This is a genomic window from Chitinophaga rupis, assembly GCF_900109685.1.
Lineage (GTDB): Bacteria > Bacteroidota > Bacteroidia > Chitinophagales > Chitinophagaceae > Chitinophaga > Chitinophaga rupis.
In genome coordinates this window covers 174,113-188,201 of the sequence record NZ_FOBB01000010.1, presented here as the reverse complement: position 1 = coordinate 188,201, position 14,089 = coordinate 174,113, and the positions used below count along the sequence as shown (strand labels likewise).

6 protein-coding genes are annotated in these 14,089 nt (G+C 47.0%); all 6 read left to right on the top strand.

What is annotated here, in order from left to right:
• The first annotated feature begins 114 nt into the window (after positions 1–114).
• The 6 genes from BMZ54_RS28065 to BMZ54_RS28040 all read left to right on the top strand — a co-directional run bounded on the left by BMZ54_RS28065 (position 115) and on the right by BMZ54_RS28040 (position 14,073).
• On the top strand, positions 115–2,979 hold the full coding sequence (locus BMZ54_RS28065; RefSeq protein WP_089919794.1) for a TIM-barrel domain-containing protein: 2,865 nt from the start codon (positions 115–117) through the stop codon (positions 2,977–2,979).
• 64 nt (positions 2,980–3,043) lie between these two features.
• On the top strand, positions 3,044–6,112 hold the full coding sequence (locus BMZ54_RS28060) for a SusC/RagA family TonB-linked outer membrane protein (protein WP_238386708.1): 3,069 nt from the start codon (positions 3,044–3,046) through the stop codon (positions 6,110–6,112).
• Positions 6,113–6,130: 18 nt separating this feature from the next.
• Positions 6,131–7,723: a RagB/SusD family nutrient uptake outer membrane protein gene (locus BMZ54_RS28055; RefSeq protein ID WP_089919791.1), complete on the top strand. Its 1,593-nt coding sequence runs from the start codon at positions 6,131–6,133 to the stop codon at positions 7,721–7,723.
• A 342-nt stretch (positions 7,724–8,065) separates the two neighbouring features.
• Positions 8,066–11,224 carry a SusC/RagA family TonB-linked outer membrane protein gene (locus tag BMZ54_RS28050; protein ID WP_202909383.1) on the top strand — a complete coding sequence of 1,053 codons (3,159 nt, stop codon included), beginning with the start codon at positions 8,066–8,068 and terminating at the stop codon, positions 11,222–11,224.
• A 28-nt stretch (positions 11,225–11,252) separates the two neighbouring features.
• Positions 11,253–12,830, top strand: a complete 1,578-nt coding sequence (locus BMZ54_RS28045; RefSeq protein WP_089919790.1) for a RagB/SusD family nutrient uptake outer membrane protein — start codon at positions 11,253–11,255, stop codon at positions 12,828–12,830.
• A 22-nt stretch (positions 12,831–12,852) separates the two neighbouring features.
• Positions 12,853–14,073, top strand: coding sequence for a glycan-binding surface protein (locus BMZ54_RS28040; protein ID WP_089919788.1), 1,221 nt, complete (start codon positions 12,853–12,855; stop codon positions 14,071–14,073).
• The last annotated feature ends 16 nt before the right edge of the window (positions 14,074–14,089 follow it).

Here is a 14,089-nt window from a genome sequence, read left to right as displayed (position 1 = left end):
AAAGATGGCAATGAAAATCAGCTCTTTGTAACATTTAACCCCCTAGTTTGAAACATTCAACCGCCTGCTTTCAAACGGCCAGGTAATAGCTTTACAGCATTCTAATCCACGTGTATGAACTTGAGATTGCTGCTGTTTAGCCTGTTGGCTTCTGCGTTTTTGAATGACTTATTGGCAGTTCCGCCCGCCTATGTCAAACTTCCTGATGGCGTAATGCTTTTTACAGATCCTTTGCTGACGGGCGCACCGAATGCCGTAAAGCTGGAAGTGATTGCGGATAATATTATAAGAGTGATCGCAGCTCCCGGAAAGGAAATAGCTCCTGGTAACAGCCTGATCACGGTTTACAATAAAAAGCCCGGACTTACCTGGAATGTGATCCCTTCTAAAGAAAGCCTCACACTCAAAACCTCCAGATTAATCGCTACTATCGACCGTAAAACCGGGGCCGTTACGTTCACGGATCTTACCGGCAAAAAAATACTGGCTGAAAAACAGCCGTTAGGAAGGAATTTTCAATCCGTAGTATTTGACGGCAAACGGTCTTACACGCTCACGCAAACCTTTCAGACCACGGGCAATGATGCATGGTACGGATTGGGCCAGCACCAGGACGGTATCATGAATTACCGGGGGCAGCAGGTTACTTTTTTCCAGAACAATACCGAAGTAGCCATTCCATTTTTGATCTCCAGTAAAAATTATGGCATTCTGTGGGATAATTATTCCCTGACCAGGGCCGGCGATGTAAGGCCCCTTCACCCGCTTTCCTCCATGCAGCTTTTTTCAAAGCAGGGGGAGCCGGGCTGGCTTACAGCTTCGTACATCAACAATACGCATAACCCCAAAGAGATAAGTACGGAGAGGGCAGAGGCAAACATTAATATGGAGTTCCTGGGAGACTCAAAGATCCAGCTACCCCGGGAATTTACGCCTGCTACGGGCATGGTAAGCTGGGAAGGGAGCCTTGCCAGCCATCTGTCGGGCCTTCACCAGTTCCGGTTCACCTATGGTGGTTCCCTGAAAGTGTGGCTGGATGGAAAGCTGGTTTTAGACCGCTGGCGCAAAGCCTGGAACCCCGCATCTGCATTGGTGCCCTGGGATTTCAAAAAAGGAGAGAAAATACCTGTTAAAATTGAATGGATCCCTGAAGGCGGCGAATCCTATCTTTCTTTGAAATGGCAGGAGCCATTGAGCGAAGAAGAGCAAAACAGTTTTGGCTTTTGTTCCGAAGCCGGCAAACAGGTTGATTACTACTTCGTTTATGGTAATAATATGGATGAGGTGATCTCCGGTTACCGGGATCTTACCGGTAAAGCACCTATAGTGCCGAAATGGGCATTGGGTTTCTGGCAAAGCAGGGAACGATATAAAACACAGGATGAGATCCTTACCACGGTTGATGAATTCCGCAAGAGAAAGATCCCTATTGACAATATTGTGCTGGACTGGAGCTATTGGAAGGAAGCCGAATGGGGCAGCCAGGAATTCGATGAAAAACGTTTTCCTTCTCCCGACAGTATGATCGATGTGCTGCATAAAAAATATAACACCCGCATCATGATATCGGTGTGGCCTAAATTTTATGACGGCATCTCAGCGTACAACGAGTTTGATAAGAACGGATGGTTGTATAAAAGGAATATAGCCGACCGGCAAAAAGACTGGATCGGCGCGGGATATGTATCTACTTTTTACGATGCCTTTAACAGGGATGCCCGGAAAGGATTCTGGAACCTGATCAATGATAAGATCTATAGTAAAGGCATTGACGCATGGTGGATGGATGCCAGTGAGCCGGACATTCTCTCCAATGTAAGCCCGGATAAAAGAAAGCTGCAAATGACACCCACTGCTTTAGGCAGTGCAGCCGAATTTCTGAATGCCTATCCCCTGCAAAATGCAAAAGGGATCTATGAAGGGCAGCGTTCAACGGATCCGGATAAGAGGGTGTTTTTACTCACGCGCTCCGGCTTTGCAGGTTCACAGCGTTATGCCGCAGCCATATGGAGCGGTGATATTGGTTCCACCTGGCAGGATATGAAAGCGCAGATAACCGCAGGGGTGAATTTCTCTATGTCAGGGCTTCCCTATTGGACTATGGATATAGGCGGTTTTGTGGTGCCCGGAAAATTTGAAAAGCCGGATAGCGAACACCTGGAAGAGTGGAGGGAGCTGGCGACCCGCTGGTCGCAGTTTGGCGCATTTGCTCCTTTGTTCCGTTCCCATGGGCAATTCCCTTACCGCGAGGTATTTAATACTGCCCCGGAGGACCATCCTGCCTATAAAAGTTTTCTCTATTACGATAAGCTGCGTTACCGTTTACTTCCCTATATCTATTCGCTGGCAGGGTGGGGCTACCATAATGACTATACGATTATGCGGGGCCTTGCAATGGACTTTGCAGCAGATACCGCTGTGCTGAACATCGGGGATCAATATATGTTCGGCCCTGCGCTGCTGGTAAATCCTGTTTATGAATACAGAAAAACGGAACGTGCCCTGTACCTGCCTCAATGTGCCGGCTGGTATGATCTCTATTCGGGGAAATGGTATGCCGGTGGTCAGAAAATTATTGCCGGAGCGCCTTATGAACGGATGCCGCTGTTTGTAAAAGCCGGATCCATCCTGCCTTTCGGGCCTGAATTGCAATACACCACAGAAAAAAAGCCCGATACCATCACCTTAAACATTTACACAGGTGCGGATGCATCCTTTAACCTGTATGAAGATGAAGGAGCCAATTACAATTATGAAAAAGGCGCTTTTTCCATCATCCCGGTACAGTATAATGAAGCAACAGGAACTGTTACCATCGGCGACCGGAAGGGATCGTTCAACGGGATGCTGCAAAAAAGAACCTTCCGTATAAATATGATAGCGCCTGATAAAACCAGGCGCCTGGATCTTGATACAGCATGCGATAAAGAAGTGATCTATGAAGGGAAACATCTAAACATAAAAAATAGCCAATTTTAAATTCACACGTATGAAGTCAGCTAAGATTATTCGCTTGCGAATATTGCTGTTATGGGGGACAATTATGATTTTTACCCTAAGCAAAAATGCCTTTGCACAAACTGCAAAAGTGAGTGGAACCATCACCAGCCAAAGCACATCCGCCCCGGTTCCGGGTGCGTCGGTTAATGTGAAGAACACACAAACCGCCGCCATTGCGGATGAATCAGGAAAGTTTTCCATTAATGCATCCACCGGCGATGTGCTGGTGATCACTTCAGTAGGGTTCGTTGCAAAGGAGGTGAAGGTTGAATCACCGGAGTTAAGGATCCAGCTGCAGGAATCGGAGAACCAGCTGGAGAATGTAGTGGTGATCGGTTACGGCACACAGAAGAAAAAGCTGGTAACAGGCGCCAATATACAGGTAAAAGGCACCGATATTCAAAAGCAGAATACTACCAATGCGCTGCAGGCTTTGCAGGGGCAGGCGCCCGGTGTGCAGATCACCTCTTATTCAGGCCAGCCCGGTTCCGGCATGAATGTTATTATCCGTGGTAAGGGTACGGTGGGCAATTTTTCTCCGCTGTATATTGTTGATGGTGTTCAAACCGGTGACATTTCATACCTGAATCCTGCCGACATTGAATCCATAGACATCCTCAAGGATGCTGCTTCCGCTGCTATTTACGGATCACAGGCGGCCAATGGCGTTATCCTGGTTACCACCCGCTCAGGGAAGAACAATCAGAAAGCACAGGTTACCCTGGATGTTTTTTACGGCGCCCAGAACGTTGCACGTAAAGCAAAGCTGCTGAATGCAAAAGAGTATGCCATCATTATAAATGAAGCGGCTGTTAACTCAGGTAAAGCGCCTTACTTCAGCAATGATGTAGTGAACAATTTGCCCGTAAATACCAGCTGGATGGATCAGATGTTTAAGAGCAATGTACCTACCCAGAACTATGTGCTGGGCGTACAGGGCGGCGGTGCAGGCTCCGCCTATTCTCTTTCACTGGGATATACAGGTCAGGGCGGTATTGTAGGCGGCTCCAATATTTCTAACTTCGAGCGCTATACGTTCAGGATAAACTCAGATCACAACTTATACCAGAATATCATCAAAATAGGCGAGCATCTTACGTTCAATTACCAGAACAATCATGGGATCTTAGTGGATGGCCAGTACAATAACACCTTACGTTCGTCTTTTAGTACAAGCCCTTTCCTGCCCATGTATGATGCGAACGGCAATTATTTCAGCAGTGACCAGAAAGGCTGGTATCCGGGAAAACCGGACCAGGCATGGAACAATACAGAATCCAACCCTTATGCGGTAATGGATTACACTACGCGCAACCGGAACAGCACACAGGGTTTGTTTGGCGATGTATATATACAAGCTGAACCCATTAAGGGATTAAAATTCCGCTCCAGCCTGGGTTTAAATTATACCTCTAATCAAAGCCATGGTTATACGCCGGTTTATCACCTCTCTATTTATGCGTTTAATGACACTTCCAAGGTAAGCCAGTCAATGGGTAACGGGCAAACCATTCAGTTCGATAATTTGCTGAGCTATGATTTCAATGTGGCCACTGATCACCACTTCAGCGTAATGGCCGGCAGCTCTTCGCTGAAAGCAAAAACAGTGGGTATGAATGGTAATAACTGGTACCTGCGTGTGGCCGATCTGCAGCATGCTTACCTTTCCGTAGCCCAGAATGTGAACAGGGGTGCACCCTATATGAGTGTTGGCGGGGGCCCCACTGAAAATGCTTTGCTGTCTTATTTCGGGCGGCTGCAATACGATTTCCGCGAAAAATATCTGCTGAATATCACCTTCAGATCTGATGGGTCATCAAGATTTGCACCCGGTCATCGCTGGGGATATTTCCCTTCAGTGTCCGCAGGATGGGTTACCTCTATGGAAAGCTTTATGCAGGGCGCTCATTGGCTGAATTTCCTGAAGATCCGCGGCAGCTGGGGCCGGGTAGGTAATCAGAATGTAGCGGCATATCAATATTTATCTCCTATCAGCTTCAGTAATACGGCCTATATCTTCGGACCCGTTGAAGGGGCAAATACGCAGGGCGCCTTCCCAAGCCGTATCGCAAATCCTAATGTAAAATGGGAAACCTCCGAGCAGACCAATATCGGCTTTGATGCTACTGTGCTGAAAAACCTGAACATAACTTTTGACTATTACAACAAGAAAACAAAGGACTGGTTAATTACCGTGCCTATTCTGGCTACTGCCGGCGCCGATGCGCCGCTGATCAACGGGGGGGATGTAACGAATAAAGGCGTTGAGCTGGCACTAAATTACCAGAACAGCATTGGTAAGAACTTCAATTATTCAATTGGTGTGAACGGCGCTTATAACAGGAACAGGATAGGAAATATTCCCACAAATGATCATGTGCTGCATGGCAATACCAATGTGCTGTATGCCAATGCGGGTGAGTTTTACCGGGCGGCAAACGGTGAGCCGGTAGGTTATTTCTGGGGATATAAAACGGACGGCATTTTTCAAACGGCGGAAGACGTGCAGGCCTATAAAGGCAAAACCGGTACCCCCATTCAGCCTACCGCCCAGCCAGGGGATGTTCGTTATGTTGATCTGAACGGCGATGGAGCCATTGATGCTAATGACAAAACTAAGATCGGTGATCCTAACCCGAATCTCACATTTGGTTTTAACGTAGCGCTGGGCTATAAAGGTTTTGATCTGTTTATACAGGCATCCGGTGTTTCCGGCAACCAGCTGGTGCAGTCCTGGAGAGGCCCGGGTGGCTTTGGTAATTATACTACACAGATCCTGGAACGCTGGCATGGTCCGGGAACATCCAACAGAATTCCCCGCGTAACGGAAGATGGCGTTAACTGGGCGCAATTCTCAGACCTGTACATCTATGATGGAAAATATCTTCGTATCAGCACCATCACGCTTGGATATGATTTTGCAAACCTTGTTAAGAAAAGCTACCTGGGCAAGCTAAGAGTATATGCTTCTGTGCTGAATGCTTTCACTATTACCGGTTACAAAGGAATGGATCCGGAAGTTGGATATAATGAAGGCTTTTCATCCGGGGTGGACATTGGATATTATCCCAGGCCCAGAACATACATGGTTGGGGCAAACATCCGCTTTTAAATTTAAAATGAATCAGCAATGAAAAACTTAAAAGTATATATACTGTTTACTGCATTGTTATCATTGGTAGCCTGTAGTAAAAGCTTCCTGGATACGGAAGATGTAACATCCGCCACAGAACAGAACTTTTACAAAACACCGGATGATGCCTGGAAAGCGCTGGTAGGCGTATATGATGGATTGCAGCGTGTTTGGTCAGGTGGTGTTGCTTTTCCTGTGGCATCTGTGGTGATGTCGGATGAAACCTTCGGGGGCACCGGCAATGCGGACGGATTCGGTTTTCAGATGATGGATGAATTTGACAAGCTCCGCTCACCTTCTGATCAGAATATGTTTGGCGATAGCTGGAGCCTTTATTACAAGGCTATTTACCGCGCCAACATGCTTTTGCTGCACATGGACGGGGTGGATTGGAAAGGAAATGACGATTTACGCAAGACCTATGAAGCGGAAACAAGGTTTATACGTGCATACTGCTATTTTGATATGGTGAGGCTGTGGGGCAATATTCCATTGATCACAAAACCTACTACCGATAATGTACCCCAGACTGGTGTAGACAGTGTTTACAAGCTCATTACAGATGATCTGAAATTTGCGGCAGCCAATCTTCCCGCCACCAGTTACGGCAGCCAGGATGCTTCCACCCGCGGGCGGGTAACCAAATGGGCCGCTGAATCTTTGATAGGCCGTGTGTTCCTTTACTACACCGGCGCATATAGCAAAGCAGACCTAGTAGGAGAGGTGTCAAAAGCACAGGCACTTGCTTACCTGGAAGATGTTATTAACAACGGAGGATTCGGGCTGGTTGACAAATTTGCCAATTTATGGCCTGCTGCCTCTCTCAATAATTACGTGGGAGAGGATAATAAGGAAACCGTGTTTGCCATCAAGTATACCTACACCAGTGATTGGAATGGCAATGTGGATGGCAATAACTGGATGGTAATGTTCGGTATCCGTATCCAGAATATTTACCCGTATGGAATGGGCTGGGGAGGCGCAACCGTGAACCCTAAGCTTTGGAATGCCTACGCCCCGGGCGACAGCCGGAGAAGCGCCTCTATTATTTCTATAAAGGATGAAGGACTTGATTTTCAGAATATAAAAGATCAGAGGGAGTATACAGGCTACACCATTAAAAAATATACACCCATGGTTGATGCGGCAGGAAAAAGCCTTGCTGAAAAAATGGGTGGTGCAAGCTTCATGATCAGTCAGTTCCAGGATTATGTATCTATCCGTTACGCGGATGTATTGTTAATGGCTGCTGAATTAGGTGCTGCCGGTGCACAAAATTACTTTGATGATGTACGCAAAAGGGTATTGGGCACCAGCTTTGTCCAGATCCCGGTGACCCAGGCAAATATTATGAATGAAAGAAAGCTTGAGTTTGCGGGAGAAGGCATCCGCTATTGGGATCTGCTGCGCCAGGGTATCAATGTTGCGGCAGCTGCCATTGCCGAGTCAGCGACCGTTCAAAATGGCGGGGTGAATACAACCAAAACCATTCTGGCATCAAAGGTCATAGAAACAAAGGGCCTGGTGCAAATACCTTATACACAGATCACTTTGTCAAATAACGTATTGAAACAAAATGCGGGATGGTAAAGGCCGATTTAAGTCGTTCACCGGGGGGCTATTGTAACATTCTGGCCCCCTGGTTGAATCATTTGACACCCCGGTTTCAGAGAGTAGAACAATAACTTTATAATATTCAATCCACGTATATGAAACTACAACTGTTGCAACTTATCCCGTTTGCCTATACTTTATTCAGGCACTTATTAACAGGATCTTCCGCCTATAGGCGAGGTCCTGCGGACCAGATTATCTATCCTATCCCTATACCTGCTGGTTCACCCCAACCAGTCAGGTTCAGATCCGTCAAGATGAAATGCCATTCCCGCTGAAGAAAAGGATAATAATCTAGTCAAGTTAAAATTATTAAGTATGAAGTCAACCAAAATGATTCGCTTGCGAATATTGCCGCTATTGGGTATTCTTTGGGGATCCCTTTTCAGCATAAACCTCTCTGCACAAACAATAAAGATCAGTGGTACCATCCTCAATCAGGCTAACGCTACCCCGGTTCCGGGAGCATCCGTTGCTGTAAAGGGCGGCAATCGCTTTGCCATTACCGATGAAGCGGGAAAGTTCGCGATTGACGCATCGGCAGGGGAGGTATTATTGATTACAATGATCGGCTACCTGAAAAAGGAAGTGGTTATTGACAAAAGCACTTCCATCCAGGTGAAGCTGACCGAGAACGTTTCACAGCTGGGTGATGTGGTGGTGATCGGTTATGGCAAAATACGGCGGCCGGATGTTACCGGCGCCATATCTTCTGTTTCCGGTGATGAGATCCGTAAAACACAACCCGTAACCCTTGACCAGGCATTGCAGGGCAAGGTGCCGGGCTTAGTAGCGCAACAAATATCAGGTCAGCCAGGTGGAGCGGTGTCTGTTCAGATCCGTGGCCTGTCTTCTTTTGGTGGAAGTGCTCCTATGTACGTAATTGATGGGGTCATTATTGGCGGTACAGCCTCATTAGGTGCGGGCGTTAACCCATTGGCGGGGATCAATCCTTCTGAGATTGAATCCGTTGATGTGTTAAAAGATGCATCTGCAACAGCCATTTATGGATCCCAGGCAACAAATGGCGTAGTAGTAATAACAACCAAAAGAGGACAGGTAGCTCCGCCAAGCGTTTCCTATGAAATGTACGCAGGCTACCAGCAGATACCTAAAAGGCTGCCTGTGATGAACTTAAGGGAGTATGCAGCTTTCATCAATGAAAGGAACACGGGTTTAGGCTGGGGATTTGATACCCGCCCGGAATTTGTGAATCCAAAATACCTGGGCGAGGGAACTGACTGGCAGAAAGAGCTTTTCAGGAACGCGCCGATGTACAACCATACGTTAACCGTTAGCGGCGGGGATGTAAGAACACAGTACCTGCTGTCCGGTTCTTATTTCAACCAGGAGGGTATAGCCCTTGGGTCCGATTTTCGCAGGGTTTCATTAAGGTTGAACCTCGATAATAAAACCACCAGCTGGTTAAAGATAGGTACCAGCCTGCAGCTGGTAAATATCAAAGAGAATGTAAATTCAACCAGCTCAAATGTAATTGGTACCGCCTTAAGCCAGACACCGGATATAGCGGTAAAAAATGAGGATGGCAGCTGGGGCGGCGCTTATAACCCTAATGGCTGGGTAAATAGCACGGTGAACCCCTATGCGATTGCCCTCATTAATAAAGACCAGGTAAAAAGGAACCAGCTTTTTGGCAATGCCTATGCAGAAATTGCTTTTACCAGGGATCTTACCCTCAGGAACGAAGGCACTGTAAGCTTTTCAATGGCAACAGAAGACCGGTTTAATCCTTCCTATACATTTGGCCTTGTAAAGAACAATATCAACAGCGCATCCTATAATTTTTCACAAAGCTCATTTACAGTTCTCAGGAACTACCTGACCTATTCACACCTGTTCGTGAATAAGTACAATGTAAATGCGTTGTTAGGACATGAAGCGCAGTTAAGCACCAATGAAAATTCATCTGCAGGCAGAACGAATTTTCCTTCCAACAGTGTGCAGGTGATCAGCAGCGGGGATCCTACCACCGCCACGAACTCCGGAACCAAAGGACAAAGCGCGCAGGAATCATACTTTGGCCGCGTAAACCTGGGCATTAATGATAAATACCTGTTCACCGCCAATGTGCGGGCTGATGGCTCTTCCAAATTTGCCCCTGAAAACCGTTGGGTAACTACCTACTCAGGCGCATTTGCCTGGAAGCTGAATAATGAAAATTTTCTGCAGGGATCTAAATATGTAAATGAATTAAAGCTACGCCTGGGTTATGGATTAACAAATAATCAGAATATCCGGGACTATGCCTATACCTCAACGCTGGCTACGGTAGCTACCGGCCTTACAGGCATTGCACAGCTTACCCAGAATGTGGGCAACCCCTATGTACAATGGGAAAAAACAAAGTATGCGAATGTAGGACTGGATGGTGCGCTCTTTAACTGGCGGATCAACTTCTCAGTTGATTTTTATAACCGCAGAACCGATGGACTTGTACTACAGATCCCCCTGCCATTGTATTCCGGTACAGCGATCGGTTATGCACCCGGCTCGCTGGATGCCCCGTACGTAAATGTGGGAACTGTTAATAACAAGGGTTTTGATTTCAGGATCAGCGCTACCAACATTAAAAGTAAAAGTTTCAGCTGGAAAACGGATGTAACCGTTTCGCGTAATATTAATGAGGTGCTGAAGCTCAACACGGATGGCGCCTCACTGAACCGGCAGTACAGCAAAACTGTTGTAGGCAGGTCTATTGGCGAGCTTTACGGATATGTGATTGACGGAGGGGTGTTTGCAACAAAAGAAGATTTTAAGACCCATGCACTACCCACTAAAAATGGTGCGCCCCTGCCGGTAGGCGCTGCGGGTGGCAGTATCTGGTATGGTGATCTGAAGTTCAAAGATTTTAATGGGGATGGGGTTATTAACGAACAGGATCAAACCTTCCTGGGTTCACCCATACCCAGGTACCAGATTGGCTTAAACAATACTTTCTCCTATAAGAATTTTGATCTGAATATATTCTTCACCGCAAATACCGGCAATAAAGTATTTAACCAGCTGCGTGTAAACGGGGAATACCCCGGTACAAGCTTTGGATACCTCCGGGCGCTTTCCAACTACGCAAAGCTGACCCTGATAGACCCGAATGGATCTGCTACCGACATTAATAATGTGCAGGTTACCAATCCGGATACCCGGATCCCCGGGATCAGGAATGATAATACCAATGATAATAACAGGAACTCTGACAAGTTCGTGGAGAACGGAAGCTTTTTACGGTGTAAGACAATTTCTTTAGGATATACGCTTCCTGAAAGCCTGACAGCGAAAGCCAATATTAAATATGTGAGAGTTTACTTCAATGTTTCAAATGCCTTTATCATTACCAGCTACAAGGGTATGGATCCTGAGATCGGATCATGGGATCCGCTAAGCGCAGGCATTGACGGAGGTTATTATCCGCAGCCCCGGGTATTTACCATTGGTGCGAATGTAAAATTGAGTAAATAAAATATTCATCTGTTTAATATAAATAGTTATGAAATCAATATTCGACAAAATAATTGTTTTCCTGTTAACGGTGATCGTGATGACAGGATGCTCCAAAAGCTTTTTGGATCGTCCGCCGCTGTCGCAAATAAGTGCTGATAACTTTTATCAAACTCCCAATGATCTCAGGCTGGCTACAGCTGCATTGTATGCCGGTACGCCCTGGGGAGACTGGAACTATACCTGTTATTTACCGGTGGGCGATGTGCTGAGCGGGAACATGGCTGTTGGTTACTGGGGAGATGCCGTGCAGCTGAACACTTTTACAATTACAGGCTTAAATGGCATCATGATCTCTAACTGGAAAGGGATGTATAACGTTGTTGCGCACTGTAATGTTACCATTAATGCCATCACGCAAAAGGCGCCTAATACCATCCCTGAAAAGGACAGGAATGCGGCTATTGCGGAGGCGCGCTTTATACGTGGATTTGCCTATTACAACCTGGCGGTGTTATGGGGTGCTGTGCCTGTTATTGAGGATAACAGTAAGCTGATCATATCTCCGCTGATCAACCGCATAAAAACGGAAGACGTATTTAAGTTCGCTATTAATGACCTGACCTTTGCAGCGGAAAATCTGCCGCCTGCTGATGCCGCCGGAAGGGTTACTACCTGGTCCGCACAAGGGATGTTAAGTAAGGTTTATTTGACAGCAGCCGGGTTAAACCAAAATGGCGGCATCAGGGATCAGGCTTACCTGGATAGCGCAAGGAAATACGCAGGTAATGTTTGTAAGAACAGCGGCCTGGCGCTGCAGGCTAATTATGCCGACCTCTTTAAAAGTCAGTTTAACGATAACCCGGAATCATTATTTGCATTACAGTGGGCTCCGGGTGGCGGCTGGCTGGAAGGCAATATGCTGCAGATCTATTCACCGGGTGGTACGGAAATATCTGCCAATGGCTCGGCAGGCTGGTTTAACATCCGCCCAACCATAGATATGTATGAGCTCTACTCCACCAGGGATTCTATAAGGCGCAAGGCTACTTTTATGATCAATGGTGATTATTACCCCGAGCTGAATGCAGCGGGTGGTGGATATAAATACACTGGTGATTGCGGGTTGAAGAAACATATTATCGGTACGAACAAGGATAATAATTCGCCCACCATGAACCTGACCTCCTCATCAGAACACAATGCATTACTAAGACTGGCGGATGTGTACCTCATTTATGCCGAAGCCATACTTGGCAACAATGGTGCAAGCACCGACGGTGATGCGCTGCTTTACTTTAACAAAGTGCGTGAAAGGGCCGGCATTGCACCAACTACTAAAATAGATATGGACACCGTGTATAAAGAGAGAAGGATAGAGCTGGCAGCAGAGGGGCAATATTGGATAGACCTGGTGAGGTTGTCTTATTACAACCCAACAAAGGCAATCAGCAAATTAAACGGGGAAAGGCGTGTAACCTTTACCCTGCCCAATGGTGTGTTAACACCCGCCGCTCCATATGGTGTAATTACGCCTGCAACTATTCAAAGCTTCACTTTCCCGATACCTTCTGCTGAGGTTACTGCCAACCCGAAATTGCTGGAGCCACCGGTATCCTATTATTAAGCAATACTAAAAACATTATACCGTGAATAAAATAATATTCAATCAGCGCTATAAAAGCCTGCTGTTCCTGGCAATTGCTGCGGCCTTTGCATGCATGCAGTCCGGCTGTAAGAAGGATGCAATGGACGGCGGCGCTCCTGTAATAACAAATGTCAGGAATTATGCCGCTTCACCTGCCGACACCCTTGTGAATAACATCACCACCGGCCAATGGGTGGTTTTGATCGGGCATAACTTAAAAGATGCGGTACAGGTTTCCTTCAATGGCATACCTGCTACCATCAACAGCGTTATGTTCTCTGATACCAGTGCTGCCGTGCTGGTACCTGCGGTGATCCCGTTTCCGTCGGTATCTGCAGAAAATCTGAATACGATCCGCTATGTTACCCGGAAGGGAGCTACCACTTTCACCTTTGATATTGTGGCCCCGCCACCTACCATCACCAGCATTTCCAACGAAAATGCCAATGAGGGTGATTCCGTTTATATCAACGGGTTGAATTTATTTTTTATACAGGAACTAACCTTTGCCGGTACGCCGGTTACGAAATTCAGCACAGCCGGCGATGGTACTTCCATTGGATTTGTATTGCCCGCGCTTACCCAAAGCGGACCGGTAGTGGTGAGCACCAAATCCGGCACGGCTTCTACTCCCTTTAACGTAAATGATGCTACAACCGGGATGCTCTGTGATTTTGACAAGACAAATACTTTCAGCTGGGGTACCGGCATTGAAAGCAGCAGCGTCAATTTTCCCGGCAACAGGGGTAATTACGCGGTACTGAGCAATGATGTTCTGCCGGCCGGCGACGGCACCTGGTGGGGCTGGCAACGCAGCATAAATACCAACGATGTACAGTGGGTCCCTGTGGACAGTTTAGGGCTTTCCCTCGATGACTATGCCCTTAAGTTTGAGATCAGTGTTCCCACCGCATGGAGCGGCACTTCCATTTATGTAATAAAAGGTTATGCATTTGACTATATGGCCCGCTATGAGCCCTGGCAGGGTACCGGCGGCGTTGTAACCCCTTTCACTACCAAAGGATGGCGCACCGTAACCATTCCATTGTCGCTGTTCAGGAACAATGATGGTAAAGGATCGGCTGCTGCAAGCCTGACCGCTTTGCTGGGTGCATCCGGCAACGGGGCGGTAAATATCCAGACCAAGAACTTTTCGGCTTCACCATCAGCATCCGGCTTAAAGGCCGCTATTGATAACATCCGGGTAGTGAAGATCAGGTAGGGGAATTTTTTAACCA

What these genes read in the sequence shown, in the direction of transcription:
- BMZ54_RS28065 (WP_089919794.1), top strand. Translation starts at nt 115, where the DNA reads ATGAACTTGAGATTGCTGCTGTTTAGCCTGTTGGCTTCTGCGTTTTTG.
- BMZ54_RS28045 (WP_089919790.1), top strand. Translation starts at nt 11,253, where the DNA reads ATGAAATCAATATTCGACAAAATAATTGTTTTCCTGTTAACGGTGATC.
- BMZ54_RS28060 (WP_238386708.1), top strand. Translation starts at nt 3,044, where the DNA reads ATGATTTTTACCCTAAGCAAAAATGCCTTTGCACAAACTGCAAAAGTG.
- BMZ54_RS28055 (WP_089919791.1), top strand. Translation starts at nt 6,131, where the DNA reads ATGAAAAACTTAAAAGTATATATACTGTTTACTGCATTGTTATCATTG.
- BMZ54_RS28050 (WP_202909383.1), top strand. Translation starts at nt 8,066, where the DNA reads ATGAAGTCAACCAAAATGATTCGCTTGCGAATATTGCCGCTATTGGGT.